A 26,540-nucleotide genomic window follows, 5' to 3' on the forward strand; every position below is an offset into this window, starting at 1 on the left:
CCGCCCAACCTACTCTGGCAGTCGGCGCAGCACGGCCTCGATCAGCTCGCCTTCCTGGCCGGGGATCTCGAAGACTTCCTCACCGAGGCAGTCACCGCCCGGGAACGTGCCGCCAAGCTCGCCAGCGTCGCAGATTTCGCCGTCAGCATCCATGTCGGTGGTAAACCGCAGCCTGTAGAAACCGTCAGACAGGCCTTCCAGGGTGAACTCTGAGCCAGCCCCGCCAGGTGTCAGCTCCTGGATCTGGATGAAAGTGCCGGGCTCGAACTGACGCTCAAGGAGGATCCGAGCAGGAGCGGTCTCGGCGAGGAGGCTTGGCTCAGGAATGTCGAAGCTGAGCGGGATGAGCTTGCTTGAGCCGTTCGACGCGGTGACGGTGATCTCGCCGAAATACTCACCGGGCTCGAACGCGTTCCGGTCGATGTTCAGCTCGTAGGTACCAAAGCCCTGGGCATCGATGGTCTCGGCCACAGGATCAGGCACGACAACGTCGCTACCCTCAACCGAGACGACGAGGCTGTCGATGGTAAAGGCCGGATCGCCTGCGCGGGTGATCTCGATGGTCTCGGTCTCGCGAATGTTGCCGAGATCGATCACCGGCGGGTTGAGCCTGAAGTCCGGTGGCAGGTCGAGGGCATCGGCCCTCAGCTGGAGGGCGATGTCGACCATCTTGCGGAAGTCGAGGAGACCAAAGCCCGTTTCGTCATCGCGGCCCGGGTCGGCGATATCCTCCGTGAGGAGACCTTCTTCAACGACGCGGTGCGCCTGTTCGGTGGTCAGCTCGGGGTAGATCGACTTCATGATGGCAAAGCCGGAGGCAGCCATCGGGGCTGCCATCGACGTACCCTGATAAAGAGCGTAGCGCGCAACGAAGCGGGTACCGTCATTGCTGAGCCTGCCGACGCCGCCAATGACGGAGTCCGCGAGGCCGTCGCCATTATTGTCCGTACTCGACTCACCACCAGGTGCAGCGATTTCGACCTGCGGGTAGAACGAGGAATAGTTGGCGCGGTCATTGTCGATGGTGGTTGCCGCGACCGAGAAGACTTCCGGGTAGGAGGCCGGATAGTTTGGTCCGTTCTCCGACGGATCATCGCCTGAGTTGCCTGCTGACGCGACGATGATAACGCCTGCAGCGGCGGCTTCTTCCACGGCAGCGCGGGTGGCGCTGTCCGGGCTGCTGCCGCCGAAGCTCATATTGATGACGTCAGCGCGGCGCGCGGGCAGTTCGCCTGAATTGTTGGTGAGACCTGCCGCGTACCGGATAGCAGCGGGAACGTCGCCGACGATCAGGCGGCAGCGGTCGCCCTGGTTGTAGCCGAGCTTCAGCATCATAAGATCCGCGAACGGAAGACCACCGACCATGTCGCGGCCGTTGATCGGGTCACCTTCACGCGGAGCGGTGGCGATGGTCGCCACGTGGGTGCCGTGGAAGTCGAAGCAGTCGCCAGGATTCTCCTCGTCGGTGACGACGTCTTCCTCAGCCTCCGCATCAAAGCCATCACCGTCGATGAAGGATGGGACGAAGTCCCGGGCGTCGACCATGACTGGAGCGATCTTGGGGTGTGCGGAGAGAACGCCGCTGTCGAGGATGGCGACCAGCGGACGGTCAGGATCGGCGATGTTCGCTTCGAGGTCTTCAAGGGCCTCCTGCCAGTGAACGGCGCCGAGGTTCCACTGGAGGTTCGGGTCCGGTGGCGGATCGACGGCGTGCATCCGCGGGTAGGCATAGGCCTCGAAGAACGCGCCGCCGCGCTCGGCATTGGCGACCTTCATGCGGTGAAGAAGCGCGAGCTTTGCCGCGTATTCAGGGTCGCGTGCTGCCTCTGGCAGGATGCCGAAGGCTTCCTCGGCGAAGCTGAGCGAAAGCGGACCGCTCTCGGGCGGAAGGAGCGAGCCAACGGGCAGGTGCACCTGGCGGGCGCGTTCTTCGCCAGCCTCAGGACGCACGAGCGCCCGGCGGCCTTCAACCTCGGCGATCTCGACTGGGAGAGGGCCAAGCTGCGGCTGGGCGAGGATCAGGCGCTCAGGTGCCATGTCCTTGAGGTGCATCGTCCCGATCGGCTGCGGTGTCGTCGAGGAGGGCGGTGTGATCTGGAGGATGTAGTTCGAGCCGCCTGCGAACGCGTCGGCCACGACGAAGTAGGTGCCGTCCTCTGGCACGACGATCTGCTCGATCTTCGCGGAGAAGGCGAAGGAGAAGGTCACAAGCGTACCGCTCTCGTCATAGAGATAGAGGTCCAGATCGAGCTGGTCAGGAATGTTCGGATCGAAGTCCGCGATCGTCAGCGAGATGCGCTGCCCGGTCTGCAGCTCGGCGCGGTAGTAATCCTGCTGGTCGGACCCGGCGAAACACGGGGTCGAGCCGCTCGTCCTGCCTGAACAGAAGACCCAACCCCTGACTTCCGCATCATTGTTGATCGGCTGGGCTGAGGATGTGTCGTCGTTCGAAGATGCGCCTGCGGGAGCATCGTTGAGATCGCTGTCCACCACGAGGATCGCGTCGGCGAGAAGCTGGCCGTTGATCGTGCCCTGGGTTGGCCCGGGCGGAGGCGGGGGAGGTGGTGGAGGCGGCGGTGCGGCAGCCGAAACCGTCACGTCTTGTGTCGCTGAGCCGGTTTCCCCTTCGGCGTCGCTGACGATCAGCGTGACCGTGTACGTGCCGTCAGCGGCATAGGTGTGGGCCGGATTGGGATCTGTGACGATGGTTCCGTCACCGAAGTTCCACTCTTGCCCCGTGACGGCATTGTCGTCGGTCGAGGTGTTGGTGAAGTCGCAGACCAGCTCTGTGCAGCTGAAGGTGAAGGACGCGACCGGTGCCTCGTTGGCCGGAGGGGGAGGCGGCGGTGGAGGGGGAGGCGGTGCAGGTGTTGGCGTCGGGGCGGGAGGCGTGTCGTTACCACCGCCACCCTGGGTGCAGGCACTAACCAGGGTCAGCGCCGCGACCGCGGTGAGAAGTGTTCTGGCCAAAGTCATCGCGTACCACCCTAGAATTCGCGCCGCCTGCCCCAGCGACGTAGTCTGTTAACTTCTATCGTGCCTGACCGGGCGCAGAGGTCAATCGGTCAATCAGCGCTGTCATCCTCTCCTCAACATCGCCGTCCATCTTCAGTTCGTCGCCCCACTCCCTGTTGGTTTCACCTTCCCACTTGTCCGTGGCGTCGAGGCCTATCTTGGAACCAAGGCCAGAAACGGGCGAAGCGAAGTCGAGATAGTCGATCGGCGTGTTCTCGAGCGTCGTGATGTCGCGCACCGGGTCCATCTTGGTGGAGATGGCCCACCAGACATCTTCCCAGTTCCTCGCGTCGATGTCGTCATCCACGACGATCACCCACTTGGTGTACATGAACTGCCGCAGATAGCTCCACGCGCCGAGCATCACGCGCTTGGCATGGCCTGCGTAGGCTTTTTTCATGGAGATGACGGCGATGCGGTAGCTGCAGCCCTCGGGCGGCAGCCAGAAGTCGGTGATCTCCGGGAATTGCTGGCGGAGGAGGGGGATGAAGACCTCGTTCAGCGCCTCGCCAAGGACCGAGGGCTCATCCGGCGGCCTGCCGGTGAAGGTCGAGAGGTAGATCGGGTCCTTCCGCATGGTGATCGCGGTGATGGTGAAGACCGGGAAGGGCTCGACGGAATTGTAGTAGCCCGTGTGGTCGCCATAGGGACCTTCGTCGGCATACTCCTCAAGGCTGACGTGGCCCTCGAGGACGATCTCTGCCTCTGCCGGGACCTTCAGCGGGACGGTCTTGCAGTCGACGAGCTCGGCCTTCTTGCCCCTCAGGAGCCCTGCGAACTGGTACTCCGACAGGGTGTCGGGCACTGGCGTCACGGCGGCGAGGATCGTGCCCGGGTCTGCGCCGAGGACGGCGGCTGCGGGCAGCGGCTCGGACTTTTCCTTGGACCAGCGGTGATGGTGCTGGGCCCCGCCCCGGTGTTTCAGCCAGCGCATGATGGTCTTGTTCTTCGACAGGCGCTGCATCCGGTAGATGCCGAGGTTGAAGGCGTCCTCGCGCTTGTCCGACGGGCCCTTGGTGACGATCAGCGGCCAGGTGATGAGCGGCGCGGGCTCGCCGGGCCAGCAGGTCTGGATCGGGATGCGGTTGAGGTCGATGTCGTCGCCGGTGAGCACGACTTCCTGGCAGGGTGCCTTCTTGGTGGAGGAGGGCCGCATCGCGAGGACCTGCTTCGCCAGCGGCAGGAGCTCCATCGCGTCCTTGAGGCCCTGTGGCGGTTCGGGCTGCCGGAGGAAGGCGAGGGTCTCGCCTACCTCACGTAGCTCCTCACCAGTGCGTCGCTCCTTGCCGCCGAAGGTGACGGCCATCGCGACCCGCTTCACCGTGCCGAAGAGATTGACCAGCACTGGCATCTCGGATTTTTCGCCGCGCTCGTTAATCACGTTGTCGAAGAGAATCGCAGGGCCGCCGCGGTGCAGCATTTCCCTGTGGAACGCCGTCATTTCGAGGTCGGTGGAGATGGGCTCTGAGACGCGAAGAAGCTCGCCTTCAGCCTCGAGCTTCGCGATGAAGTCACGCAGGGAACGGTATGCCATTTTGGCCCCTTGCCGCAGCTTCGATCCGACGTCACGCTCCGTTAAGCCGCAGGCGAAAATCTCGTAACGTGGTTTCACCCGGTGCAGAGGGTGCACAAATTACAATTGAAGCTGACCGTGTCCTTTGTTACACGGTCGCAACATGGAGGATCGATGGGCCCGCTAACAGCAAGTCTCCTGACATTCGTGCACAAACTGACTGGTAGTGTGCTGGTCGTGTTCGGGCTCGTGCTGTTCCCGCTGCCTATTCCGGTCGGCCTGCTGATGATCGCCTTCGGGCTGTTGCTGCTGGCTCCTTATTTCAAGCCGATCCAGAACGCCGTTCGCGCCCTGCGCCGACGCTCTCCCGCCGTGGACAATGGCCTCCGCAAGGTGAAGCGCCGTTGCCCGCCTGTGATTCGCACGGCGATTGAAAAAACTGCGCCCTAAGCGCCCTTCTCCTGAAACAGTGATGGTCCCGATGGTGTTGCCGCCCATGTGGAAGCGATGCCTGATGTCTCCTGCAAGATTGCCGTTATCGGTGCCGGTACCGCCGGGCTCGCTGCGTTCCGTTCAGCGCGGGAGCTGACTGACGACGTCCTCCTGATCGAAAGCGGTCCCCTCGGCACGACCTGCGCCCGGGAAGGCTGCATGCCATCCAAGGCGCTGATCGCTTCGGCCAAGGTCGCTGCCACCGCACGTGGCGGCGAGAGCTTCGGTGTGAAGACGAGCGTTAAAGTCGACGGGCCTGCGGTAATGAAGCGCGTGCGCCGGCTGCGGGATCACTTCGTTGACGGGGTGATCGAGGGCTATCGGGCAATCCCCGAAGCCCAACGCCTGCGCGGGCGCGCGAAGTTTCTCGCACCCGGGATCCTCGACGTCGGTGGGCGGAGGGTCGAGGCCGAGCGGATCGTCATTGCGACAGGGTCCGAGGCCGTGATCCCCGGCGATATTGCTGAAGCCACCGGCGGCCGGTTCATGACGGTCGGGGATATCTTCGAGCTTCACGGCCTTCCCGAGCGGCTCCTGATTCTCGGATCGGGCGTCATTGGCTGCGAAATTGCCGATTCGATGGCGAGCCTGGGGGTGGAGGTATCGTGCCTTTCGAAGGGAGGTGATATTTCTTTCCTATCGGACCCCCTTGTGAAAAGCGCAGCCGAGACGATTCTGAAGGGCCATTTCCGCCTCCTCCCGGATGCAGAATTCGAGCTTCTCGGGTGGGAGGGGGACGTCTTTTCGGTCAAGCTTGCTGAGGGTGATGGTCCGCAGACAGAAGGCTTCGATGCCGTACTCGTGGCCACGGGACGCAAGCCGTCACTCAACGACCTCAATCTCGAAAAGGCGGGCTTGGAACTCGATGATCAGGGCACGCCTCAATTCGATGAGCTGACCCGCCTCTGCCGTGGCAGTGAAGACAAGCCAGTCTTCATCGCTGGCGATGCCGATGCGGAGACGATGGTCCTCCCCCGCGCCAACTGGACCGGGGAGGCGGCGGGCCGAAACGCAGCGAATTGGCCATCTGTAGGGAAGGCGGACGCGCCGCCGACCATGGGCATCTGCTTCACCGAGCCTTCGATGGCGCAGGTCGGCAAGCGATTCTCCGAGGTCGAGGACCGCGATGATCTCCTCATCGGCTGCGCTGATTTCTCGGACCAGGGGCGCGCCATCTGCGAGGGACGCAATGAGGGCATCCTGCGCATTTACGGCTCGGCGAAGGACCAGAAGATCCTCGGCGCCGAGATGATCGGGCCTGACGCTGAGCACCACGCTCACATCCTCGCGCTGATGCTCCGGCAGGAGATAACCATCTCCGAAGCGCAGGAGATGCCGGCCTATCATCCGGTGACGGAAGAGGGTCTGAGGACAGCTTTGCGAAACCTATCCGATTGAAATCCCGCGCGGGCCGGAGCGCTGGCTGCGACACGACCTTGCTTGAGGAGTTCCCCCGAATAGGTCATCCCGAGGCGCCGCCTCCGCGGCGAACAATGAGACTCGAGCAAGGAGCCGACATGACGATCACCGAACAGGAACTCGCCGACGCCCGCAAAGCCTGGGGCGACGCCCTCGTGGCTATCGCCAAAGCCTATGAATCAGGCGGCATCGACGAAGCCCGGCCGCTGGCAGACAGCGTGCTGGACGCCGCCTACGGCTACAATATGGGCGACGTTCTGTTCAAACCGACCCTTGCCAGCGGTGAGAAGACCTTCCGCCCGACCAAGAAGGGCGCGCTCTCCTATTTCGTCGGCCATGATGACGACTTCCCGCTCGATGGCGGCTTCGGCATCAAAGGCTGGCGCACCTGTACCTCGGAGACGGCTGCGCACTTCATCGAAGGCGACGTCGCCATGTGGATGGGCTGGGTCACCATGACCGACAAGGACGGCAACGTCACCAAGGTCGACAAGAGCTGGGGCTACAAGAAGGACGCCGAGGGCACCCTCCGCATCGTCCTCCACCACTCGTCGCTCCCTTACCAGCCATAAGCTGAGCAGGCTGGGCCGTCCGGATACGGGCGGCCACTCCCGCGCCGCGGATAGGGCGGCGCGGGGCTGAGCACTCCCCAAAAACTCTCAGGGTAGGGAACACATGTTCGACTTCAAACACATCAAGGGTGACATTTACGGCGGCGTGACCGCCGGTATCGTCGCCCTCCCGCTAGCGCTCGCCTTTGGCGAAGCGTCAGGCGCGGGACCGATCGCAGGCCTCTGGGGCGCGATCATCACCGGCTTCTTCGCCGCGGCCTTCGGCGGCACCAACACCCAGATCACAGGTCCTACGGGTCCGATGGTCGTCGTCTTCGCAGGCCTCGTGGCCGAGATCACGGCCGAGCGGAACGCCGACTTCGCCGAGGTCTCGGGCATCATCTTCGCCGCGGTGATCCTGGCGGGTATCCTCCAGATCCTGTTCGGTATCTTCAAGGTGGGCCAGTACATACGCCTCGTGCCCTATCCGGTGATCTCCGGCTTCATGTCAGGGATCGGGGTGATCATCATTCTCTTGCAGGCCTCAAGGCTCTTCGGCGGCGCGCCGGAGCGTGGCGGCACACTGGGCGGCATCGAGGCGATCCCGGGCGCCATCATGAACCTCAACCCGATCGCCACGGTGATCGGCTTTGTCTCGTTGGGGATCGTGTTCTTCTGGCCCAAGTCGATCGGCAAGTTCGTGCCCGGCGCCCTTGCAGCGCTCATCATCGGCACGCTGCTCGCGCTGCCGTTCGGTGCGGATCAGGTGCCGAAGCTCGTCTCCGATATCCCGGTCTTTGAGACCTTCGGTGACCGCTTCCCGGCCTTTGTCATCCCGAACCTCGATCCGAAGCTTGGCTTCCTGATCCTCGAATCGGCGATCATCCTCGCTCTTCTCGGGGCCATCGACAGCCTGCTGACGAGCCTCGTGGCCGACAACGCTACCCGGACGCGTCACGATTCGAACAAGGAGCTGATCGGCCAGGGCATCGGTAACTCGATCGCTGGTTTCTTCGGTGCGATCCCTGGCGCGGGTGCCACGATGCGGACGATGGTCAACATCAAGACCGGCGGCATGACCAAGCTGTCGGGCATGATTGCAGGCTCGCTCCTGTTCCTGATCGTGGTCGCGCTGACCCCGCTGGCGGCTGAGATCCCGCACGCGGTGCTGGCCGGTATCCTCGTGAAGGTCGGCTGGGACATCATCGATTTCGCTTACATCACCCGCTCGCACAAAGGGCCGCGTTGGGACCTGATCCTGATGGCGCTGGTGCTGCTGGTGACGGTGTTCTTCGATCTGATTGCAGCGGTTGGCCTCGGCGTCTTCCTTGCCGCCCTCGGCTTTGCCCAGTCGGTGGCCAAGGAGCAGCTCGAAGCCATCGGCGAAGAGCGCTTCGTGAGCTTCACCGATGAGGAGAAGGCGATCTACGACAAGGCCGACGGCCGGATCCGTATGTTCGAGTTCACCGGCCCGCTGAGCTTCGGCGCAGCGGCGGATATCGCCCACCGAGTGCGCCAGAACGTGAAGGGTCGCGAGGTCCTGATCCTCGACTTCACCCAGATGCCGACCATCGACGTATCGGCGGTCTATGCGCTGCAATCGATCATCGAGGACGCGAAGCGGGAGAACCGCCACGTGATCCTTTGCAACGTCAATGCTGAGGTCCGGAAGATGCTCGATGGCCTCGCCATCCTGTCGCTTGCGGGTCAGACCGATGTCGACATCACGCGCCTGCAGGCCCTGCAACGCGCTGAGACCTACCTCGCCGGTGCCTCGTCGGGCACGGCAGAAGGCACGGTTCCTGAGGGCGCTCCCGCCTAAGGGGCTTCGGCCATCAAAGTCTGGGAAGGGCGGCTCTTCGGGGTCGCCCTTTTTCGTCGCCGGTCTTTACCCGTCCCTCATCACAGCTCGTGCAAAGAGGCGAATGCCACGTTGCCTTCACGCGCTCCCGTCGCTATCAGGCGGCGAAATCCAAAGAGTATCCCATGGCTGCCGACGTCAAACACGATTACCACCTCGTCAATCCTTCCCCGTGGCCTCTGGTCACCTCGATCGCTGCGATGCTGATGATGCTCGGCGCGGTCGGCTGGGGACACACGACCGCTGAAGGCGAAGCGGGCCTGTTCTTCATCTCAGGCCCTTGGCTCTTCATTCTCGGCCTTGCCTCGACCCTGTTCTGCATGGCTGGCTGGTGGCGCGATGTCGTTCGCGAATCGCTGACCGGTGAGAACACGTCGACCGTGGTCCGTATCGGCCTGCGCTACGGCATGGTCCTCTTCATCCTCTCGGAAGTCATGTTCTTCGTGGCCTGGTTCTGGGCTTTCTTCGCAGGCGCTCTCTTCCCCGAAGCGGGTGAAGCGGTGCTTCTCGCTGACGGCACGCAGATGCTGAACCTCGAGGGGCTGCCTGCCTATCTTCAGAACGACGCTAAGTTCCACGCCCTCAACGGTGAGTGGCCGCCGCGCGGTGTCGAGCCGCTGAGCCCATGGCAACTTCCGCTGGTCAACACGATCATCCTCCTTCTCTCCGGTACCACCGTGACCTGGGCCCACCACGCCCTCCAGGTCGGCGACCGCGACGGCTTCAAGTGGGGCATGTACGCGACGGTCTTTCTCGGCGCGATCTTCTCCTTCTTCCAAGGCGTTGAGTATTACGAGGCGATCGCTGGCGATCTCTTCAAGTTCTCTGGCTCCACGATCTACGGCTCGAGCTTCTTCATGGCGACGGGCTTCCACGGCTTCCATGTCCTGGTGGGCACGATCTTCCTCGCCGTCTGCATGGTGCGCGGCCTCTCTGGCCAATTCACCCGCAAGCGCCACTTCGGCTTCGAAGCGGCGGCCTGGTACTGGCACTTTGTGGACGTCGTCTGGCTCTTCCTCTTCGCCGCGATCTACGTCCTCGGGAACCAGGGCCTGCTGAGCTAAGGCTTGGCAGATTACCCCACCACCGCTGATCCGGGCAGCGCCGCCATGGGTGGCCGCTGCCCGCGTTGCGGTCAGGGGAAGCTCTTTTCCGGCTATCTCACTGTCGCGAAGACCTGCGGCTCTTGCGGTCTCGATCTCGAGTTTGCCGATTCGGGCGATGGCCCGGCCTTCTTCGTTATGTCGATCGTTGGCTTTCTCGCCGTGGTGGTTGTCGTCATCCTGCTCGCAGGGTTTGAGATGCCCGCGGGTGCAGCTCTGCTGATCGGCTTTGCCTTCACCATCGGCGCGACCCTCCTGATCCTCCGGCCTGCCAAGGGCCTCCTGATCGGCCTTCAGTACAAGAACAAAGCCGCCGAAGGGCGCCTGTCGTGAAGATTGCCGTGCGTCCCGGCCTGTGGATCGCTTCGGCAGTGGCCGTCGCCATCCTCCTCACCCTCGGCACGTGGCAGGTGAAGCGCCTCCAGTGGAAAACCGAGCTCATCGGGACGGTCGAGGCGCGGGTCGAGGCTGCGCCAATCCCGCTACCTGAGGTCCTCGGGCGCGAGGATGCGGAGATCGCCTACCAACCGGTCAGAGCGGTTGGCGGCTTCCCAAGCGCTAAGACCGCCCACGTACCCGGTACCTATGATGGTATGCCCGGCGCTTACGCCTTCCAGGCTATGCGGCTCGACGAGCCTGAAGGCGCAGTGCTCGTCATCAATCGCGGTTTCGTGCCGAACGATCAGAGGGCGGAGTTCTATCCCCTTCCCGATGCCGAGGCGATGACGGGTCTCATCAGACCCTACCGCGAGACGGGCGGCTTGGCGGGCGCTTTCGCTCCGCCGGACAGGCCCGAAGACGGGGTCTTCCATGCCCGCGATCCGCAGCGGCTTGCCGCCTATCTTGCGCCCGGAGAGACTGGCGAGGTCCTGCCCTTCATCCTCGACAGCACCTTGCCGACGGAGCTTCCAAGGGGCGGGACGACCCGTGTGACGTTCACGAACAATCATCTGGGCTACGCGATCACCTGGTATGGCCTCGCCGCAGGGCTCTTCGCCGTCACGCTGCTGACGTCGCGGAAGCGCTGATGGGTGGCGCCTTCGATTTCCTGAAGAAGGGCCGCGTCCTCGTTCTCATCGCAGCGCTCACCGCAGTGGCCGCGCTTCTCTTCCCCGGCCCCTTCACCGCAGGGGCGCAGTGGGCTGCGCGGGTTTTCCTCGAGACGCTCGATGGCTGGACCTTGTTCCTCGCCTCCTTCTGCCTCGTCGTCTGCATCATCCTGACCGTCCATCCCAAGGGGCGGGTGAAGATCGGCGGGGAGGAGGCCGAGCCTGAGTTCAGGGCCATCACGTGGGTGGCGATGATGTTCGCCGCCGGGATGGGCGCGGGGCTCGTCTTCTGGGGCGCAGCAGAGCCCCTCATCATTTTCCTCGATCCGCCCCCGGGAGACGGTGTTCTTCCGGGGACGGAGGAGGCGCGTGGCCGTGCGCTGGCCCTGACGCAGTTTCACTGGTCGCTTCATGCGTGGGCAATCTACGCCGTGGCGGCGGTGGCCATCGGCCTGTCGCAGGATGTGACGAAGTCGATCCTTCCGAGCCGGCCTTTCAAGTTCCTGCCGCGACCGGCGCGGCGGGCCATCGATATTGTCGCGCTGGTGGCGCTCCTTTTCGGGCTGGTCGCTTCGCTGGGGCAGGGGGTGTTCCAGATCAATGCGGGCCTCGCGCTCCTTACTGGGGGAGCGATCCCGGAGGGGGCGAGCGCGCAGGCGATCTTCCTCTTCATGCTGACGGTGGCTTATCTCGGGTCTGCATGGCTTGGGCTTCGCGAGGGCATCGCGGTCCTTTCCAATATCAACATGATGCTGGCTGGCCTGCTCCTCGTCTTCATTTTCGTGGCAGGGCCGACAGGCGAGATCTTCGCGACAAGCCTTGAGACGGCGGGTGCCTATCTCTCTCAATTCGTGGAGCTTTCCACGACGCTGAGGGATGACGGTCCTGGGCGCGAATGGACCCGGGCCTGGTCGCTCGTCTACTTCCTCTGGTGGGTGGCCTGGACGCCGTTCGTCGGAGTGTTCCTTGCCCGGATCAGCCGTGGCCGGACGGTGAGGAGCTTTGTCTTCGCCGCTGTGATCGTGCCGTCGCTCATGACGCTGGTCTGGTTCTCCGTGGTCGGAGGGACAGCGCTGTCGCTGCAGGCTGGCGGTGTGGATCTTGGCGTTACGGACTTCGGGACAGCGCCGCAGGCGGCCTACGTTCTCTTGGAGAATTTGCCGCTGACGGCCTTGATGCAGCTCGTGACGATTATCCTTGTGGTGATCTTCCTGATCACCAGCGCGGACAGCGGCGCCTACGTCATGGCTATGTTTTCGGAGGAAGAGCCTGACCCGAGCCGCGGCGGCAGGATGTTCTGGGGGCTGATGCTCGCGGTCCTGACGGGCGCTGCGGTCCTGTCCGACAAGGGGCAGGATGCAACGCGGGCGTTAGCGGTGGCGGGAGCGGTCCCGCTCACCTTCCTTCTGGCAGCGCAAGGGGTGGCCGCGCTCCTGACGCTGAGGAAAAAGGGGTCTGGACGCTAGTCCTTGCCCTTCTCATCGGCGTCGAGGCCGAGGCGTTTCGCCATTTCCTTGTCGAGCGCCCGGCCGGCGTCCTCGTAGTAGCGGCGCTCGGCTTCTTCCATGTCGCGCGTGCCTGCCTCGATCAGGGCTTCGCCGCGTTCGATCTTCTTGCGCGCGTCGCGGATATCGTCCTCGGCGTCCTTGGCCTCTTCCGCGTGCTCCTTGGCGTAGCCCTGGAGGCGCTTCAGGCGGTCGGCCTTGTCTTCGATCTCGCTGGTGCCAGCGGTGAGGGCGAGGCCTGAGATCTCGACGCGGAGGTCGTCGATCTCTTTCTCGGTGGCTTCAAGGGAAGCGAGGCGGCGCTCACGGCGCTTCCTGTTCTTCTCGAGCTTCTCCTCGCCTTTGGAGATCATCTCCTTGCCGCGCTCGACATCTTTGCGGCCGTCGGTCCAGTCCTCTTCGATTTCCTGCAGCTGCTCAGCGAAAGTCAGCTCTTCCTTCTGGAAGGGCAGGGAGGAGCACGCGGAGAGCGCGAGGGCGCCTGCTGCGGTGAGGAGAAGGGTGCGGATGGGCATAAAAAAGTCCCCAAGACTGCTAGGTCTTGGGGACATATCTGCTGGAACAAAGGTTCCTAGGCTGCGTCAGTTCAACTTCCCGCGAATGTCGCCAATGGCGCGGTCGAGGAGGGCCTTCTGGGCCGATCCGTCGGTCCGGGCCTTGATGATCTCGCGCGCCGCGTCGACGGCGAGGTCAGCGGTCTGGGCGCGGACATCGGCGAGGGCCTGAGCCTCCGCGCGGGCGATCCGGTCGTGGGCAGCCTGGGTGCGCCGTGCGACCTGCTCTTCGAGCTTCGCCTTGGCGTCCTTCTGCATCGTCTTGGCGTCGGCCTTGGCCTGGGCGATGATGCCCTCGGCTTCGGTCTCGGCCTCACGCTGGCGCTTCTGGTAGTCCGCGAGGAGCTTCTGGGCTTCCTCACGTAAGGAGCGCGCTTCGTCGAGCTGGTCCTGAATGGTCTTGGCGCGACCATCGAGGAACGTGCCGAGCTTCTTGAAGACGCCCTGCCAGACAAAGAGGCCGATGACTGCGATGAAGCCGATCAGGACCCAAAGGTTGGTGTCCTCAAGGATGCTTTTGTCGCCGTCATAGGCTTCGCCGTAGGTCGCTTCCTTGGCGCCGAGGTCCTCGGAGAGCTGCGCCTCGGTCTCGTCGATCAGGTCGGTGTCCTGGCCTTCGATGAAGAACATCATGAGCGGGCTCCTTCCGCCGACTTGAGCGCAGCATCGACGGCGTCGTCGCTGGGCTGCTCGTCGATCAGGGCCATGACCACCGCGCGGGTGGTTTCGCGGGCCGCTTCACGGACAGCGCTTGCCGCCTGAGCCGAGGTTTCCTCGATCCGGGCTTCGGCCGCCGCGATCTCGGCTTCGAGCTTCTGATCGGTGTCCGCCTGCATGGCGCGGATCTCCGCATCGATCTCGTCGCGGGTTTCCTGAGCGATCTTCGAGGCACGGGCCTTGGCGTCGCTGAGGGCGCGCTTGTACTCAGCCTCGGCTTCTTCAGCCTGCCGTTTGAACTCGGCAGCCTTGTCGAAGTCGTCGGCCACGCGCTGACGACGCTCCTCGATCATCCCGCCGAGACGCGGAAGGAAGATCCGCGACATCAGGAGATAGAGAACGAGGAAAGCGATCAGCAGCCAGAAGACCTGGCTTGCGTAGGTTTCGGTGTTGAGCTGGGGCAGTCCGCCCTCAGCCTCGCCCTCAGCGGGCGCGGCGGCGAGAGCGGTGCCGACCAGCAGGGGCGCCGCAAGGACGCCCGCGAGGTGCCGCCGCATCATCAGGTTCTTACGAGAACAGGATGAGGAAGGCGATGACGAGGGCGAAGAGGCCCGTTGCTTCCGTCAGCGCGAAGGCGATGAAGAAGTTGCCGGTGAGGCCCGAGGTGGCCGACGGGTTGCGGAAAGCGCCCGAGAGGAACTGACCGAACATAATGCCGAGGCCGAGGCCGACGCCCAGGAGGGGGAGAACCGCGAGGCCTGCGCCGATGTACTTTGCTGCTTCCGCGTCCATGGTGATACTCCTTGTGATGATCGTTTGGTTTGCGGGTTAGTGAAACTCAGTGGCTCGGATGGAGCGCGTCCTGCAGGTAGATGCAGGTGAGGATGGCGAACACGAAGGCCTGGAGGAAAGCCACCAGGAATTCGAGCAGGAAGACGAGAACGATGCCGAAGAGCGGCACGATCGAGATGACCGAGAGGACGCCGCCTGCGGTCAGGAGCGTACCCACGAAGCCTGCGAAGACTTTAAGGACGACGTGACCTGCCAGCATGTTGGCAAAGAGACGGACGGCGAGGCTGACCGGGCGCGACAGGAACGAGATGATCTCGATCGGCACGATCAGCGGCATCAGCCAGAGCGGAACACCCGACGGCGCGAAGAGCTTCAGGAAGCCAAAGCCGTGCTTGATGAGGCCGTAGACCACCACGAGGCCCACCGAGAGGATCGCCAGGACGAAGGTCACGATGATGTGGCTAGTCACGGTGAAGGTGTGGAACGAGGCTGGCGAGCCCGGGATCGAGGGCAGGAGGCCGAGGAGGTTACACAGGAAGATGAAGGTGAAGAGCGTGAAGACGAAGGGGAAGAACTGGCGTCCCTCATCACCCATCGTGTCGCGGACCATGCCTGCGATGAATTCGTAGGCGACTTCGCCCATCGACTGCGTGCCGCCGGGGATCAGCTGGAGCCTGCGAGTCGCGAGGGTGAAGAAGAGGAGCGAGGTACCCACCACGATCGCCATCCAGAGCGATGCGTTGGTGAAGGAAAGGTCGATCGCGCCATTGAACGACAGCGGGAAGATCGGGACGATCTCGAACTGCTCCATCGGGCCCGCAGCGAAGGGGCGCAGCATGTCAGGCAGGAACCGCTCAACCAGTCCGAGGTTCATGTCTCTTCTTCCTCATCAGCCGCCCCAATCTTGAGGCTGCGATACACAGTGCGGAGACCGGCGGCGAAACCGAACGGCATCCCAATCAACAATCCAACCAGCGCCGAGCCCAAGAAGCTCCCGATGGTGTAGCCGAGCCCGCAACCGACGAGCACCGACACGAAAAACTCAATCGCGACCCTCAGGCCATCTCCGGCAGCCGCGCCGATCGCCTTGCGGTCCTCATCCTTGGACCCCTTCTCCTCCCCCCGAGCCTTGGCGAGCCTGTCGCCAAAGTCGTCGAGGTCGGAGCGCTTGTGATCGTCGTCGCTCATGAAGTCGGCAGCACCTGATTTTGCGCGCCGCGAAAGATTTCGCCGCGCCCTCTATATCTGCCCTTCGCCCGGGTCAACGCCAGCAAACGCCTTACAAAGAGAAAGCTTGGCCGCATGGGGCCAATGGCCCTAGGTGAACCCCATGAACAGTCTTGATCTGAGTGGCGGCGGGGAAGCGAAACTGCGCTATCTCGACGCCGATTTTGAGGTCCTGAGGGCCGGCGGTTTTGTCCGCTGCGCCGTGACGGGCGAAGCGATTCCCTTGCGCGACCTGCGCTACTGGAGCGTCGACAGGCAGGAGCCCTATGTCGACGCCGCAACCGCCAACAGGGTGCGCGACGAAGCCCTGAAGAACGGCGAGGGCTTTTAGATGACTTATCGTTACGCCGCGCTTCTGGCTGCGACAGTTCTGTCGTCCTGCTCGACGGCGAGCACCCAGCCGCCGCCCTCGCTTAAGCCAACTGTCGCGGAGGAAGCTCCGCGGCCCGAGCCTGAGAACGTGACCGAGCGAAAGAGACTGCGGCTGCAACAGTATAAGGGACGGATCGTTCAGGCTGGACTCAGCTTTTGGAAAACCGAGCCCGGTGCGGAGGTCTTCCTCGACGGCAAGATGGTGCAGGTCGACAAGGACGGGCACTTTGCCTTGGGCTTCGGTCGCGACCGCACGGAGAATGCCGAGCTCGAGGTCATCTTTACCGATGGCAGCTCGGAGAAGCGGACGCTGTCCATCGGTGACCGTGAATTTCCCATCAGCCGTGTCGACGGCCTGCCGCCAAGCAAGGTGACGCCTTACACGGAGGAGCAGCTGAGCAAGATCGCGGCAGACCGTGAGATCAAGAACGCTGCACGGGCCAATCCTTCGCGCACGCCCTATTGGCGGGCTGGTTTCGACTGGCCGCTGAGGGGCCGGATCTCCACCAAGATGGGGGCCCAGCGAATCCTGAACGGCGAGCCGAGGCGTCCGCATTCAGGCACCGACATCGCGCGCTTCCCCGGTGTCTCCTATGACGAGTTCGTCGGCACGCCGGTGAAGGCGCCTTCGACGGGTAAGGTGACGTTGGCCGAGCCTGACCTCTACTTTGAGGGCGGAACAATCTTTATCGACCACGGCCAGGGGCTCGAGACGGTGTTCATGCATCTGAGCTCTGTGGACGTGAAGCCGGGGCAGATCGTCGCCAAGGGCGAAGTGGTTGGCGGCGTCGGGTCGACGGGCCGCTCGACCGGGCCGCACCTTCACTGGACGCTCAATTGGAATGGCACGCCGATGGACCCGGAGCTTCTCGTGCCGCCGATGATCGCGCCGCAGAACTGATCAGCGGAGCGCGATCGGGGCAGCTAGCTCCTCGTCCGTCGGGACCGGGACGACAGGACAGGGGGTCGCGTTCTTGAGCTCGACTTCCTGCCCCGGATAGGGCGGGCCATCGAGATAGTTGGCGTTCGCCCAGTTGGCCGCGGCGTAGAGGCCGAAGACCGCAATCGTGTAGAGAAGCGCCGTGCCGGTGTGCTTGGCGAGGAACGTCGAGACGACCCGGTTCCGGAATCCTTGCATGATCAGCGAGCCGATATAGCCGATGATCGCGAGGGGGAAGAAGATCGACGCGCCGCCGCGCTTGATCTCGCTGATGCGGTTCGACCGCTCGTCCACGGACATGGTGCCCGCCCAGATGGCCCCGGCACTCGCGCCATAGATGGCGAAGAGGTGAATCCACCAGCAGGGCAGCGTGAACCATTCGCTGAGGAATGAGGTAATCGGCCCGTCGATAGTCCGCGAGAGAAGGACGATCGGCACGACATAGATCTTGCCGAGCTGGTAGAGCTCAGGCTTCCACGCGGTGTCGGCGATCTCCCAGGCATCCAAGAGCGCAGTCACGGCGAAGACGTTCACCACGAGGGTGAGTGCGATCACCAGGACCGACATCGCGCGCCAGAACATCCAATACCCCTGCCTTGAACCCTTAACGAAGTGTTATACGGCAGCGGTTCGGGGTCAAGCGCGGGGTTTGCGCGTTCAGCGCACCAACAGTGGCGCGGAGAGCTTCTCGCTCACCGAATAAGCGGCGAGGGCTTCGCTTCTGAAGTCAGCTTCCGCCTGAGCGCTGCAGGTGAAGTGCAGCCGGGTCATGCGCCTATAGCCGGTGTTGAAGTTGGCGATCATCTGCTCGCGCGTGTCCCGGGGCGGCTTCTCGCCGTCGATGATCTCCTTCATCCTGTCGCGAAAGATCGAGACTCGGCCATAGCCGGGGCAGAGCTGGTTCAGCCTGTGAAGACCGCCGAGGGCCCCTGCGAGGGTGATGAGATCCTCCTGCCGTTCCTCGAACACCGCCTTGGCATCGGGTGCAGTGGACGGCGGCGGGTCGGCCTGGAGCGCGAGGAGCAGGGCTGCGAGGGCAAGCATCGCCTCAGTCCCTAGCAAACTTCAGCGCACCCTGCACGGCCCGGCGGGTCTCGTCCCAAGCAACGCGGGAGAGGGCCTCGGGGATGGGCAGGAACTCGGCATCCATCGCGTCGTCGCCGGGGGTCACCTCGCCGGACACATAGCGGCAGGCATAGTCGACCATGACGAAGTGCTTGTCGCCGCCGATATCGGGGAGAGCTTCGAAGACGCCGATCAGGCCGATGGGCTCGCAGATGACGCCAGTCTCTTCGAGGATTTCGCGCTTGAGGGCATCGATGTGCGGCTCGCCATATTCGACCTTGCCGCCCGGGATCGACCAGTGCTTGCGCAGGGGAGGACGTCCCCGCTTGATCAGCAGGACCTCGTCGCCCTTGAGGACGACGCCGCCAACCGCAACGATGGGCTTCTGGTCAGGCAAGGCTCACTCCCATGAACGCGCGCTACGCTCTCAAAGACACGCCGGTTGATATTGGGCAGCATTTCGACGTGCCCATCACCGACAACTTCCCGGCGAGGTACAACATCGCGCCGAGCCAGCCCGTGTCTGTCATCATCGGTGAGGGAGGCAAGCGGAAATACGAGATCGTCCGCTGGGGCTTCGTTCCCGCCTGGGACAAGGAAGGGAAGTGGATGAAGAAGCCGATGATCAACATCCGCTCCGAAACCGCCCACGAAAAGCCGATGTTCCGCCATGCCTGGCGGCGGCGGCACTGCCTCTTTCCCCTGAACGGCTTCTATGAATGGCGGACCGAGCGCGGGGTGAAGCAGCCTTATCTGATCACCACGGGGGCGGACATGCCGCTCTTTGCGCTGGCGGGCCTCTATGAGGACTGGCTGGGCGCGGACGGGTCGGAGATCAGGACCGCCGCCTTCCTGACGCGCGCGAGCGAAGGGCCGGTGGCGAAGATCCACGGGCGGACCCCTGTGGTGGTGCGGCCTGAGGACTATCCCCTCTGGCTCGATGTCGATGAGACCGACGACACGCCCGCATGGGACATCGTTCGTGCGCCCCAGGCCGATTACGTGTTCTGGCCGGTGGACCGGAAGGTCGGAAGCTGGAAGTCTGAGGGCGAATACCTTGTCAGACCGATCGAAGAAGGAGAGCTGCGTTCGGAGGAGGCACCGCCTCCGCTCAGGACCAGGCTGCTTTGAACAATGAGGGAGAACCCGATGAAACACCTGCTGAGACCGTTCCTGGTCATTCTCTTTGCGTGGCCCACGGCTGCCAGTGCCGCCGACCTTCTCAAGGAGAAGGAGGTGCAGCAATTTCTCACCGTCGCAGAAGCCATCGAAGACTTTGACGAGCGCTATCCCGAAGTCGAGCTGGACGTGATGGGCGAGAGCGAGGGCAAGAACCCCGCGCAGGCTGTCGGCGATATGATCGACGAGAACGGCCGCTTCAAAATGTTCGCCAACATGGTCGACATGCTCGCCAAGCACCCCGAGGCGCGGCGTGACATGGAGGCTGAGGTGAAGAAGGCTGGCTTCTCGTCCATGCCGGAGTTCGCGTCGGTGGGTGACCGGCTGATGCTGGCCATGGCCCGGGTGGAGATTTCCGACCGGGACCTCCGTGAGATGGAGCAGGCCGTGCAGATGGTCGGCGCGGGAGGCCTCGACATGCTGCCGCCGCAAGCCCGTCAGATGATCGAGCCGATGCTGAAGATCGCCAAGGCCATGGAAAATGTGCCCGAAAGCGATGTGGCGCTGGCCAAGAAGTACAAGCCGCGCTTCGACGCTCTGGGCAGCTAAGGCGAGCGCGACCGCCTTTTCTTACATTTTCGTCGCAAAAACCGCAGGCGGGCCCTTCATGGGCCCGTTTTGCGTTCCTACCTGAGTGTGGTCGGCAAGGGACAGCCGGCAGGGCGCGGCGTGGCCGCAGTTTTTATGCGGGGATCGGGACCCGTGTGATGGCTTTGGGAGGAAGAACCTGTGCCGATTATCCGTCTACTGCTTGCATTTCTGCTCGTAGCGCCTGCGAGCGCTCTCGCAGCATCGCCTCTGACCTCTGACGAGGTCGACCGCTTCATGACCGCCGTTGAGACGTTGGCTGAGGATGAAGGCCCGTTCGAAGATCTCGATATCGACGTCGACCTCGATATCAGCTCGCCCGGCGAGGCCCTTGACCTCCTCATCGACCGCGATGGCGAGATCGTCCTCTTCAGCCGGATCGTTGAGGGCATCGAAGATGACCCTGAGCTGCGCGGCACCTTCCGCGAAGTGATCCGTGAAAACGGCTTCCGCAATTCCCGTCAGTTTGCTGACGTTGGCAACCGCCTGATCCTTGCGATCATCCGCCTCGATATGGACGATGATGACCTCGCCGAGATGCAGCGCCTTGATGAGCTGACGGGCCTCGAGAAAGCCTTCATTCCGGGCCCGATCGAGAAGGTCCTCGCCCGCGTGGCCCTCCTCGGTGAAGCACTGGAAGACGTGCCTGCCAGCGACGTCCGCCTTGCAGAAGATGCTGAGCGCCGCCTCGACGCGATCAACTGATCCAAGAGCGGGGCTCCCTTGAGGGCCCCGCAACCCTAGCTGTTGCCGAGGAATTCTGCCTGCAGGTCGCAGCTGCTCTCGCGTCCGAGCTGGTCCCAGTGGCTGTCGATCCAGCTCGACGCAGCCTCCCGGCCGATAGCCTTCAGCTCACGGAGGAAGGTGAGGTCGGTCTGGTACTTCGTCGGCAGGGCGAAGTCGTCGAGGAACGTGTCTGCGCGGATCGCGTGGTATTTGATGTCCGAGAGCTGGTCCCGGTATTCGTCCTTGATCCAACCCTCACGCAGGAGCTTCTGCACGAAGTTGATGGCCCGCATTTCCTTGAGGAGCGAGGCATTGAACGTCACTTCGTTGAGGCGGTTCTCGATCTCCGGGACAGTGGTGGGGACGTCGTTCCTGACCATCGGATTGATGTGGACGAGGAGCAGGTCCTCGACCTCCGTCTCGTAGAAGAGCGGCCAGAGCGAGGGGTTGCCGATATAGCCGCCATCCCAATAGGCCTCGCCGTCGATCTCCACCGCCTGGAAAAGGTGAGGCAGGCAGGCCGAGGCCATGCAGGCGTCGATGGAGATCTCCTCGCGCCTAAAGACCTTAACCTTCCCTGTGCGAACATTCGTTGCACTGACGAAGAGCTTGATCTTGTTGCATTCCCGCAGGCGGTCGAAGTCGACAATGTCGTCGACGAGCTCGCGGAGCGGGTTCCAGTTGAGGGGATTGAGCTGGTAGGGCGAGAAGGCGCTCGTCACAGCGCCCATCGCCTGGGCCGTCCAGGCGGTCTGCAGCTCCTGAAAGAAGGGGAGCGGGGACGTCATCGGCAGCTCGAAGGGATTCTTCAGCCTGCTGACGCCTTCCCAGAACTCATCCAGTTTCTCGCGCGCGCCTTCGTCATCGCCAAGGTGCATGCCGTAGGCGAGCACGGTGGCGATCATCGCGCCTGCCGAGGTGGCCGTGATGGCGTTGAGCTTGATCTTCTTGCTCTCAAGGAGCTTGTCGCAGACCCCCCAGGCGAAGGCGCCATGCGCGCCGCCGCCCTGAAGTGCGAGGTTCAGTGATTTCCGCTTTTCCGCCATCAGACCGATTTAGTGCGCAGTCCAGCCAGCGTCGACCGCGTAAGGATAGCCGGTCGAGCCCGAGCCTGCATTCGAGCAGAGGTAGCAAAGAAGCGCTGTGAGGTTCTCGTAGGTCACGAACTCCTTGGTCGCGTGGGCGTCGCTCAAGAGCTTGGCCTTCACCTCTTCCTCGGTCATGCCGCGGGCTTTCGCATTGTCCGCCATCTGAGCTTCGAGGAGCGGGGTCTTGACGAAACCAGGGCAGATGGCGTTGCAGGTGACGCCGTCCTCGCCAGCCTCGAGGGCGACGGTCTTGGTGAGGCCAACGACACCGTGCTTGGCCGCGACATAAGCCGACTTGAAGGGCGAGGCGACAAGTCCGTGTGCTGACGCCACATTGACGATCCGGCCAAAGCCGCGGCTCTTCATGCCCGGAAGCGCAGCCTTGATCGTGTGATAGTTCGAGTTGAGGCAGATCGCGATGATCCGGTCCCAAGTTGCGTCATCATACTCGTCGATCGGGCCGACCTTCTGAATGCCGGCATTGTTGACGAGAATGTCGATCCGGCCGTGGGCAGCCTCTGCGCTTGAGATCAGGCTACGGATCTCTTCAGGCTTGGTCATGTCCGCGCCGTCATAGCGGACATCGACGCCGTACTCGCCAGCGATGCGGGCGCGGTTCTCTTCGATCTCGTCCTTGTCGCCAAACCCGTTGAGCGTGATGTCGACCCCCATCTTCGCCAGCGCTTCAGCAAAGGCGAGGCCGATGCCGGAGGTCGAGCCGGTGATGACGGCCTTGCGGCCCTTGAGATCGTCGAACATGGGGGGTGGTCCTTCTTGAGAGTTCCCGCCGCCACTAGGCGAAAGAGCGCCCCTCGCCAAGCGAAGTCAGCCGCTCGACCTTTCCCCGATCAGTCAAAATGCGGCGAGCATCGATCCGCAACCTTAACGCGAGTTTGGCAAGGCTATGTTGAGCCAGTAATCCTTGGGGGGACCTAAGTGTCTCACAGTTTTCTCTCTCTTTCCGCCGCCGCGCCGCTTCTCGTGTCGGTTGCAGCTGCCCAGCAGACGGTGACCTTCACCGCCAATGTCGGAGGCACCTGCACCGTGATCGCGGATACTGACGGGACGCTGGGTCCATCCGCGGACCTGACCATCCTGTCGAGCACCGAAGCGGGCGGTACGAGAGGCCGGGCAACGGTCACGACCACCGGTTCGGGCTTCAACGTGACGGTCGCGCCTCCGGCGAACTTCACCACCGGGCCGGTCGACGCCGATACCAATACCTCCTTTGCGACCAGCTATGATGCGTCGGGCGTCACCGTTGCGGTTGGGGTGCCAGGGCCGACGCCATCGCCTCTTGGTCTGGGCCTCACATTTCTTGATGTGGATGCCACGGCGACCAAGTCTGCAGGGACGTTCTCCGCGGGCAACTATACCCTCGATACGATCGTCACATGCGCGCCCTAGTCCCGTTTGTCCTGAGCGCCCTCCTCGCAGGGCCCGCCGCAGGGCAGACCCTGCGGCCGATGGAGGGGCGCGTGGTCACCTTCGCCGAGCGCGCCGCGGTGCGGGCCTTCGTTACGAACCCCTACGCCATGCCGAGGCGGTTCACGGTGAACGCGTTCGACGCAAGCTGGCAGCCTATCAAGGAGGCGCGCTTCCCCCGTTCGGATTTCATCCTCGGAGCAGGGGGTGAGCGGAGCATTCTGGCTATCATTCCGTCACCTGATGAAGAGGGCGAGCCGATCTATATTTGTGCAACTGCCGAGCCACTCAAGGCGCGCGGCGCAGCCGTAAAGGGAAGAGTATGCGGACGTTTTCGTATTCTACGCCGATCGCTCTAGCGGTCCTGCTGGTTGGAAGCGCAGCGGCGCAAGACCAGTCACCACCGACGCCGATTGTCATTCCCTCGCAAAGCTCCCTGTTCAATCAAAACACGATCAACCTGCCCCAAGCGCCCATTGTCACGGGTCAGGACGTCGTCCGCGGCGCGGATGGTACGACCTGTCAGTCAGCCGTGGCGAATGGCGGCCCGTTCTTCGATGTCGGTGTTCTTCAGTCCGAAGACGTCTATGCGCGACAGACCGCAGCTGTTTACGGCCGGGTGGTCTTCCCGATCGGCAAGCGGGCCAAGCGGATTGACTGCACACGTATGTATGAGCTCGAAATAGCGCGTATGCGGATGGAACTTGAGGTCCTGCGCATGGGCGTATCGCTTGAAAGCTTCCCTGTGGGCACCGGCCTGACGCCTGCTGCGACGTTCGATGCGCGGGTCACGGTGGAGGACGTTGAAGAGGCGCCCAACGGCTGATCACCCTTGATCCTCGGCGGGCGCGGCATAGGCCTCTTCGAGGATCGCCTCTGTTCCCGCGTGTCCTTCGCGCCTTGCATCGTCGAGGGGAGAGTTGCCCCAGCGGTCGAGGGGGCGGATGTCCTTGCAGATGGTGAGGAGGTAGCGGACCGCCTTCTCCTCTCCCTCTGATGCTGCGAGATGGAGGGCTGTCCTGCCATCATAGTCAGCGGTGCACGGATCGATGTGTGAAGCGATCAGCCGCCTGATCTCACCGATGTCACCCCTGGCTGCTGCTGAGCAGAGGTAGGCGGCGGCTTCTGCATCGCGCTCGACCCTTGGCCTGCGCGGATCTACGAGGTCCTGATCGTCGACGATGCCGGCATAGGTGTGGAAAGCGAAAGTCTCCACGAGCCTGCGCGAGAACTCAACGCCGCGTACGGAGTTTCCGAGGACGTCGAGCTTTGGACTGTAGAGCGCAATGCCGCAGACGCCTGGGACCACCATGAAAAGCGCTCCGGACACGCCTGACTTTGCCGGGATGCCAACGGAGAACGCGTACTCCCCTGAGAAATCATACATGCCGCAGCTGTACATCAGAGAGAGGACGTCCTTGACGGTTTCCGCCCTGAAGACGTGGTCGCTCGTCGTCGGGCACACCCCGCCATTGGCGTAGGTCGCGGCGAGGTTCGCCATCTGCCTGACGTCCGTGGTGATCGAGCATTGCTGGAAGTAGAAGTCGAGGGTCTGGAGAAGATCTGTACCGGGAGGAAATGCGCCGTGCTCGCGCATGAAATAGGCGAGAGCGAAGTTCCGGTCGGCGGTTTCTTTCTCGGAGAGGAAGACGGCATTGTCGAAGCCGCAGCGCCTGCCGCCTGAAAGCCTCTTCCAGACATCCATGACGCTGCTGAAGCGCTCCGCAAGCGGACGGCCCGGATTGATCAGCGAGGCGGTCATGATCGCCCCGGCATTGATCATCGGATTGTGAGGCAGGTCGTTCTGGTTGAGGGTCAGCTCATTGAAGCCCCGGCCCGATGGCTCGCGGCCCACATGGCGATGGACCGCGTCCCGGCCGAGGGCATCGAGCGCGATGGCGTAGCTGACCGGCTTGCAGGTCGACTGGACGCAGAAGCTCTCATGGTCATCGCCGAGCGAGAACTGCTGGCCGTCCACCGTGCAGACCGCGACGGCGAAAAGGTCGGGATCGACGCTGGCGAGCTGGGGGATGTAGTTGGCGACCTGGCCGCTCTCGACCTTGGAGACTTCTTCGAAGATGTCGCCGATACGCCGCTGGAAGCTTGTGAAGTTCGGGATGATGAAGTCCCCGGCGACGCCTCTTGCGATGAGGGAGGCATTCTCCGGCGCCACGATCTCGCGGAAACCTTCGCGGTCGAGCTTCTGGCCCTTCGCGTGGCGCTTGAGGTTGCGCACGGTCTCGCGAATGCGGCGGTCCTGAAGGTCCAGACCGCAGGCAGCCAGCGCCGCGTAGACATCTTCCACGAGGATCGTATCCGACCCGTCAGGCAGGAGGGCGTCGAAGACCTTCTCAATGACAGGCCCCTGGCTTTGCTCGTGCAGAGCCACGATATCGGCGCCCATGCTTCCTCCTTGTTGATCAACGCTCGGGGGTTATCGAACACCTCAGCGCCGTCAACCCTCCTCATGTCGAGGGTTGCAGCGCTTTCGCAGTGCAATATAACGCACCATCAGAGGGGCACGGTGTTCAGGGGGAACGCGTGCCCGAAAGGGCCTGTCTCAGGCCAGCAAGAGGTTATCTATGCGCATCGACAAGGTGCCGGTGGGGGAAAACCCGCCCGAAGACATCAACGTTATCATCGAGGTCCCGCTCGGCAACGAGCCTATCAAATACGAATTCGACAAGCCGTCCGGCGCGATTTTCGTCGACCGCTTCCTTTACACCTCCATGCGGTATCCGTGTAACTACGGCTTCGTTCCGCACACGCTGTCCGGCGATGGTGACCCGGTGGACGTCATGTGCCTTGGCAACCGTCCTCTGGTCCCGGGCTGTGTCCTCCGTGCACGCCCGATTGGTGTACTGATCATGGAAGACGAGGCGGGCATCGACGAGAAGATCCTCGCCGCGCCGCATCCGAAGCTCACGCGCTTCTACGACAACATCAAAACCTATGAAGACGTGCAGCCGATCCTGCTTGAGCGGATCTGGCACTTCTTTGACCGTTACAAGGACCTCGAGCCCAACAAGTGGGTGAAGGTGATCGAGTGGAAGGGCAAGGAAGAAGCCGAGCGCCTGATCCAGGAAGGCGTCGCCAACTATAAACCGGAAGCTGAGTAAGGCTTTCTCGCATGGCGGAGCTCGTCAAGACCCGCCATGCCCGCCTCGCTGTCGAGCGGCGAGGGATCGGCCGCACTGAATTGAGGGCGGCCGTTTTTTATCCGGACACGGTCGAAAAGGGTAAGGGCTACAAGATGGAAAAGCGAAGCGCCGCTGGCGTTGTCGCGATCATCTATCCGACCCGCCGGAAGCTGCTTCTCATCACCGCCTATCGGGAGGGGGAGAAGGATTGCGCAGAACGCTCGACCAAGGGTGCTCCTGGGGGCTAGGCTGACCCGGCGTCACTGCCGGACCTTCAGC

The 26,540-nt window shown here is 63.2% G+C and carries 32 protein-coding genes; 18 read left to right on the top strand and 14 right to left on the bottom strand.

Annotated elements, in window-relative coordinates:
• Positions 1-9: 9 nt before the first annotated feature.
• Positions 10-2,976 carry a S8 family serine peptidase gene (locus HK107_RS14715; protein ID WP_173201150.1) on the bottom strand — a complete coding sequence of 989 codons (2,967 nt, stop codon included), beginning with the start codon at positions 2,974-2,976 and terminating at the stop codon, positions 10-12.
• 55 nt (positions 2,977-3,031) lie between these two features.
• Complete coding sequence (locus tag HK107_RS14720; protein ID WP_173201152.1) at positions 3,032-4,549, bottom strand: UbiD family decarboxylase; 1,518 nt, start codon at positions 4,547-4,549, stop codon at positions 3,032-3,034.
• A 186-nt stretch (positions 4,550-4,735) separates the two neighbouring features.
• On the opposite strand from HK107_RS14720, the gene HK107_RS14725 reads away from it, so the two are divergent.
• The 8 genes from HK107_RS14725 to HK107_RS14760 all read left to right on the top strand — a co-directional run bounded on the left by HK107_RS14725 (position 4,736) and on the right by HK107_RS14760 (position 12,469).
• Positions 4,736-4,978, top strand: coding sequence for a PGPGW domain-containing protein (locus tag HK107_RS14725; RefSeq protein WP_173201154.1), 243 nt, complete (start codon positions 4,736-4,738; stop codon positions 4,976-4,978).
• Between the two features lie 57 nt (positions 4,979-5,035).
• Positions 5,036-6,418 carry a dihydrolipoyl dehydrogenase gene (locus HK107_RS14730; RefSeq protein WP_173201156.1) on the top strand — a complete coding sequence of 461 codons (1,383 nt, stop codon included), beginning with the start codon at positions 5,036-5,038 and terminating at the stop codon, positions 6,416-6,418.
• A gap of 119 nt (positions 6,419-6,537) precedes the next feature.
• The gene (locus tag HK107_RS14735) at positions 6,538-7,011 is read left to right on the top strand and encodes a phosphoribosyl-AMP cyclohydrolase (RefSeq protein ID WP_173201158.1); all 474 of its coding nucleotides are present in this window, start codon (positions 6,538-6,540) and stop codon (positions 7,009-7,011) included.
• Between the two features lie 103 nt (positions 7,012-7,114).
• The gene (locus tag HK107_RS14740) at positions 7,115-8,812 is read left to right on the top strand and encodes a SulP family inorganic anion transporter (RefSeq protein WP_173201160.1); all 1,698 of its coding nucleotides are present in this window, start codon (positions 7,115-7,117) and stop codon (positions 8,810-8,812) included.
• A gap of 164 nt (positions 8,813-8,976) precedes the next feature.
• On the top strand, positions 8,977-9,915 hold the full coding sequence (locus HK107_RS14745) for a cytochrome c oxidase subunit 3 (protein WP_173201162.1): 939 nt from the start codon (positions 8,977-8,979) through the stop codon (positions 9,913-9,915).
• A 45-nt stretch (positions 9,916-9,960) separates the two neighbouring features.
• A complete protein-coding gene (locus HK107_RS14750) occupies positions 9,961-10,287 on the top strand; it encodes a DUF983 domain-containing protein (protein ID WP_173201549.1) in 327 nt (108 codons plus the stop codon).
• Positions 10,284-10,982 carry an SURF1 family protein gene (locus HK107_RS14755; protein ID WP_173201164.1) on the top strand — a complete coding sequence of 233 codons (699 nt, stop codon included), beginning with the start codon at positions 10,284-10,286 and terminating at the stop codon, positions 10,980-10,982. Before HK107_RS14750 ends, HK107_RS14755 begins: the two co-directional genes overlap by 4 nt.
• Positions 10,982-12,469 carry a BCCT family transporter gene (locus HK107_RS14760; protein WP_173201166.1) on the top strand — a complete coding sequence of 496 codons (1,488 nt, stop codon included), beginning with the start codon at positions 10,982-10,984 and terminating at the stop codon, positions 12,467-12,469. Before HK107_RS14755 ends, HK107_RS14760 begins: the two co-directional genes overlap by 1 nt.
• On the opposite strand, the gene HK107_RS14765 is transcribed toward HK107_RS14760, so the two are convergent.
• The 6 genes from HK107_RS14765 to HK107_RS14790 all read right to left on the bottom strand — a co-directional run bounded on the left by HK107_RS14765 (position 12,466) and on the right by HK107_RS14790 (position 15,699).
• A complete protein-coding gene (locus tag HK107_RS14765; RefSeq protein WP_173201168.1) occupies positions 12,466-13,023 on the bottom strand; it encodes a hypothetical protein in 558 nt (185 codons plus the stop codon). The two genes, HK107_RS14760 and HK107_RS14765, sit on opposite strands and share 4 nt — an antisense overlap.
• A gap of 66 nt (positions 13,024-13,089) precedes the next feature.
• On the bottom strand, positions 13,090-13,695 hold the full coding sequence (locus HK107_RS14770; RefSeq protein WP_233061530.1) for a F0F1 ATP synthase subunit B family protein: 606 nt from the start codon (positions 13,693-13,695) through the stop codon (positions 13,090-13,092).
• Complete coding sequence (locus HK107_RS14775) at positions 13,692-14,276, bottom strand: F0F1 ATP synthase subunit B family protein (RefSeq protein ID WP_173201170.1); 585 nt, start codon at positions 14,274-14,276, stop codon at positions 13,692-13,694. Before HK107_RS14775 ends, HK107_RS14770 begins: the two co-directional genes overlap by 4 nt.
• 10 nt (positions 14,277-14,286) lie before the next feature.
• Positions 14,287-14,511 (bottom strand): F0F1 ATP synthase subunit C, encoded by a 225-nt coding sequence (locus tag HK107_RS14780; protein ID WP_173201172.1) that lies wholly within the window; start codon positions 14,509-14,511, stop codon positions 14,287-14,289.
• Positions 14,512-14,557: 46 nt separating this feature from the next.
• Positions 14,558-15,385, bottom strand: a complete 828-nt coding sequence (locus tag HK107_RS14785) for a F0F1 ATP synthase subunit A (RefSeq protein ID WP_198912425.1) — start codon at positions 15,383-15,385, stop codon at positions 14,558-14,560.
• Positions 15,382-15,699, bottom strand: a complete 318-nt coding sequence (locus tag HK107_RS14790; RefSeq protein WP_173201174.1) for an AtpZ/AtpI family protein — start codon at positions 15,697-15,699, stop codon at positions 15,382-15,384. Before HK107_RS14790 ends, HK107_RS14785 begins: the two co-directional genes overlap by 4 nt.
• A gap of 142 nt (positions 15,700-15,841) precedes the next feature.
• On the opposite strand from HK107_RS14790, the gene HK107_RS14795 reads away from it, so the two are divergent.
• Together HK107_RS14795 and HK107_RS14800 are read left to right on the top strand one after the other, a co-directional pair.
• The gene (locus HK107_RS14795; RefSeq protein WP_173201176.1) at positions 15,842-16,069 is read left to right on the top strand and encodes a DUF2093 domain-containing protein; all 228 of its coding nucleotides are present in this window, start codon (positions 15,842-15,844) and stop codon (positions 16,067-16,069) included.
• Positions 16,070-17,011, top strand: coding sequence for a M23 family metallopeptidase (locus HK107_RS14800; protein ID WP_173201178.1), 942 nt, complete (start codon positions 16,070-16,072; stop codon positions 17,009-17,011). It abuts the gene before it with no gap.
• Here HK107_RS14800 and HK107_RS14805 read toward each other — a convergent pair whose 3' ends face one another.
• The 3 genes from HK107_RS14805 to HK107_RS14815 form a co-directional block, all read right to left on the bottom strand.
• Positions 17,012-17,632 (bottom strand): hypothetical protein, encoded by a 621-nt coding sequence (locus HK107_RS14805; RefSeq protein WP_173201180.1) that lies wholly within the window; start codon positions 17,630-17,632, stop codon positions 17,012-17,014.
• 75 nt (positions 17,633-17,707) lie between these two features.
• A complete protein-coding gene (locus tag HK107_RS14810) occupies positions 17,708-18,094 on the bottom strand; it encodes a TIGR02301 family protein (protein ID WP_173201182.1) in 387 nt (128 codons plus the stop codon).
• Between the two features lie 4 nt (positions 18,095-18,098).
• A complete protein-coding gene (locus HK107_RS14815; protein ID WP_173201184.1) occupies positions 18,099-18,512 on the bottom strand; it encodes an NUDIX hydrolase in 414 nt (137 codons plus the stop codon).
• Between the two features lie 11 nt (positions 18,513-18,523).
• Here HK107_RS14815 and HK107_RS14820 point away from each other — a divergent pair, with 11 nt between their 5' ends.
• The 3 genes from HK107_RS14820 to HK107_RS14830 all read left to right on the top strand — a co-directional run bounded on the left by HK107_RS14820 (position 18,524) and on the right by HK107_RS14830 (position 20,587).
• A complete protein-coding gene (locus HK107_RS14820; protein ID WP_173201186.1) occupies positions 18,524-19,246 on the top strand; it encodes an SOS response-associated peptidase in 723 nt (240 codons plus the stop codon).
• Between the two features lie 18 nt (positions 19,247-19,264).
• On the top strand, positions 19,265-19,843 hold the full coding sequence (locus HK107_RS14825; protein ID WP_173201188.1) for a hypothetical protein: 579 nt from the start codon (positions 19,265-19,267) through the stop codon (positions 19,841-19,843).
• A 180-nt stretch (positions 19,844-20,023) separates the two neighbouring features.
• Complete coding sequence (locus tag HK107_RS14830; protein ID WP_173201190.1) at positions 20,024-20,587, top strand: type IV pilus biogenesis protein PilM; 564 nt, start codon at positions 20,024-20,026, stop codon at positions 20,585-20,587.
• A 35-nt stretch (positions 20,588-20,622) separates the two neighbouring features.
• Here the strand turns inward: HK107_RS14830 and HK107_RS14835 are convergent, their stop codons facing one another.
• Both HK107_RS14835 and HK107_RS14840 read right to left on the bottom strand, forming a co-directional pair.
• Entirely contained in the window at positions 20,623-21,654 is a 1,032-nt protein-coding gene (locus HK107_RS14835) for a patatin-like phospholipase family protein (RefSeq protein ID WP_173201192.1), read from the bottom strand.
• A gap of 9 nt (positions 21,655-21,663) precedes the next feature.
• Complete coding sequence (locus HK107_RS14840; protein WP_173201194.1) at positions 21,664-22,455, bottom strand: 3-hydroxybutyrate dehydrogenase; 792 nt, start codon at positions 22,453-22,455, stop codon at positions 21,664-21,666.
• 177 nt (positions 22,456-22,632) lie between these two features.
• Between HK107_RS14840 and HK107_RS14845 the strand changes: the two genes are divergently transcribed.
• From HK107_RS14845 to HK107_RS14855, 3 genes are read left to right on the top strand one after another with little or no spacing between them, the layout of a single operon-like run.
• A complete protein-coding gene (locus tag HK107_RS14845; RefSeq protein ID WP_198912426.1) occupies positions 22,633-23,103 on the top strand; it encodes a hypothetical protein in 471 nt (156 codons plus the stop codon).
• Positions 23,091-23,480 (top strand): hypothetical protein, encoded by a 390-nt coding sequence (locus HK107_RS14850; protein ID WP_173201196.1) that lies wholly within the window; start codon positions 23,091-23,093, stop codon positions 23,478-23,480. The genes HK107_RS14845 and HK107_RS14850 overlap by 13 nt, the downstream gene beginning before the upstream one ends.
• Positions 23,444-23,947 (top strand): hypothetical protein, encoded by a 504-nt coding sequence (locus HK107_RS14855; protein WP_173201198.1) that lies wholly within the window; start codon positions 23,444-23,446, stop codon positions 23,945-23,947. Before HK107_RS14850 ends, HK107_RS14855 begins: the two co-directional genes overlap by 37 nt.
• Here HK107_RS14855 and glsA read toward each other — a convergent pair whose 3' ends face one another.
• Positions 23,948-25,525, bottom strand: a complete 1,578-nt coding sequence (gene glsA / locus HK107_RS14860) for a glutaminase A (protein WP_173201201.1) — start codon at positions 25,523-25,525, stop codon at positions 23,948-23,950.
• Between the two features lie 178 nt (positions 25,526-25,703).
• Between glsA and ppa the strand changes: the two genes are divergently transcribed.
• Together ppa and HK107_RS14870 are read left to right on the top strand one after the other, a co-directional pair.
• Positions 25,704-26,240 carry an inorganic diphosphatase gene (gene ppa / locus HK107_RS14865; protein WP_173201203.1) on the top strand — a complete coding sequence of 179 codons (537 nt, stop codon included), beginning with the start codon at positions 25,704-25,706 and terminating at the stop codon, positions 26,238-26,240.
• Between the two features lie 11 nt (positions 26,241-26,251).
• Positions 26,252-26,509 (top strand): DUF4258 domain-containing protein, encoded by a 258-nt coding sequence (locus tag HK107_RS14870; protein ID WP_173201205.1) that lies wholly within the window; start codon positions 26,252-26,254, stop codon positions 26,507-26,509.
• Positions 26,510-26,540: the final 31 nt, after the last annotated feature.

It is taken from the genome of Parvularcula mediterranea, assembly GCF_013085255.1.
Classification (GTDB): domain Bacteria; phylum Pseudomonadota; class Alphaproteobacteria; order Caulobacterales; family Parvularculaceae; genus Parvularcula; species Parvularcula mediterranea.

Coding starts and splice junctions, on each gene's coding strand:
- HK107_RS14810 (WP_173201182.1), bottom strand. CDS start 18,094: ATGCTTGCCCTCGCAGCCCTGCTCCTCGCGCTCCAGGCCGACCCGCCG.
- glsA (WP_173201201.1), bottom strand. CDS start 25,525: ATGGGCGCCGATATCGTGGCTCTGCACGAGCAAAGCCAGGGGCCTGTC.
- HK107_RS14790 (WP_173201174.1), bottom strand. CDS start 15,699: ATGAGCGACGACGATCACAAGCGCTCCGACCTCGACGACTTTGGCGAC.
- HK107_RS14730 (WP_173201156.1), top strand. CDS start 5,036: ATGCCTGATGTCTCCTGCAAGATTGCCGTTATCGGTGCCGGTACCGCC.
- HK107_RS14870 (WP_173201205.1), top strand. CDS start 26,252: ATGGCGGAGCTCGTCAAGACCCGCCATGCCCGCCTCGCTGTCGAGCGG.
- HK107_RS14785 (WP_198912425.1), bottom strand. CDS start 15,385: ATGAACCTCGGACTGGTTGAGCGGTTCCTGCCTGACATGCTGCGCCCC.
- HK107_RS14715 (WP_173201150.1), bottom strand. CDS start 2,976: ATGACTTTGGCCAGAACACTTCTCACCGCGGTCGCGGCGCTGACCCTG.
- HK107_RS14805 (WP_173201180.1), bottom strand. CDS start 17,632: ATGTTCTGGCGCGCGATGTCGGTCCTGGTGATCGCACTCACCCTCGTG.
- HK107_RS14795 (WP_173201176.1), top strand. CDS start 15,842: ATGAACAGTCTTGATCTGAGTGGCGGCGGGGAAGCGAAACTGCGCTAT.
- HK107_RS14740 (WP_173201160.1), top strand. CDS start 7,115: ATGTTCGACTTCAAACACATCAAGGGTGACATTTACGGCGGCGTGACC.
- HK107_RS14825 (WP_173201188.1), top strand. CDS start 19,265: ATGAAACACCTGCTGAGACCGTTCCTGGTCATTCTCTTTGCGTGGCCC.
- HK107_RS14800 (WP_173201178.1), top strand. CDS start 16,070: ATGACTTATCGTTACGCCGCGCTTCTGGCTGCGACAGTTCTGTCGTCC.
- HK107_RS14720 (WP_173201152.1), bottom strand. CDS start 4,549: ATGGCATACCGTTCCCTGCGTGACTTCATCGCGAAGCTCGAGGCTGAA.
- HK107_RS14835 (WP_173201192.1), bottom strand. CDS start 21,654: ATGGCGGAAAAGCGGAAATCACTGAACCTCGCACTTCAGGGCGGCGGC.
- HK107_RS14775 (WP_173201170.1), bottom strand. CDS start 14,276: ATGCGGCGGCACCTCGCGGGCGTCCTTGCGGCGCCCCTGCTGGTCGGC.
- HK107_RS14855 (WP_173201198.1), top strand. CDS start 23,444: ATGCGGACGTTTTCGTATTCTACGCCGATCGCTCTAGCGGTCCTGCTG.
- ppa (WP_173201203.1), top strand. CDS start 25,704: ATGCGCATCGACAAGGTGCCGGTGGGGGAAAACCCGCCCGAAGACATC.
- HK107_RS14770 (WP_233061530.1), bottom strand. CDS start 13,695: ATGATGTTCTTCATCGAAGGCCAGGACACCGACCTGATCGACGAGACC.
- HK107_RS14735 (WP_173201158.1), top strand. CDS start 6,538: ATGACGATCACCGAACAGGAACTCGCCGACGCCCGCAAAGCCTGGGGC.
- HK107_RS14745 (WP_173201162.1), top strand. CDS start 8,977: ATGGCTGCCGACGTCAAACACGATTACCACCTCGTCAATCCTTCCCCG.
- HK107_RS14820 (WP_173201186.1), top strand. CDS start 18,524: ATGAACGCGCGCTACGCTCTCAAAGACACGCCGGTTGATATTGGGCAG.
- HK107_RS14750 (WP_173201549.1), top strand. CDS start 9,961: ATGGGTGGCCGCTGCCCGCGTTGCGGTCAGGGGAAGCTCTTTTCCGGC.
- HK107_RS14840 (WP_173201194.1), bottom strand. CDS start 22,455: ATGTTCGACGATCTCAAGGGCCGCAAGGCCGTCATCACCGGCTCGACC.
- HK107_RS14780 (WP_173201172.1), bottom strand. CDS start 14,511: ATGGACGCGGAAGCAGCAAAGTACATCGGCGCAGGCCTCGCGGTTCTC.
- HK107_RS14760 (WP_173201166.1), top strand. CDS start 10,982: ATGGGTGGCGCCTTCGATTTCCTGAAGAAGGGCCGCGTCCTCGTTCTC.
- HK107_RS14850 (WP_173201196.1), top strand. CDS start 23,091: ATGCGCGCCCTAGTCCCGTTTGTCCTGAGCGCCCTCCTCGCAGGGCCC.
- HK107_RS14765 (WP_173201168.1), bottom strand. CDS start 13,023: ATGCCCATCCGCACCCTTCTCCTCACCGCAGCAGGCGCCCTCGCGCTC.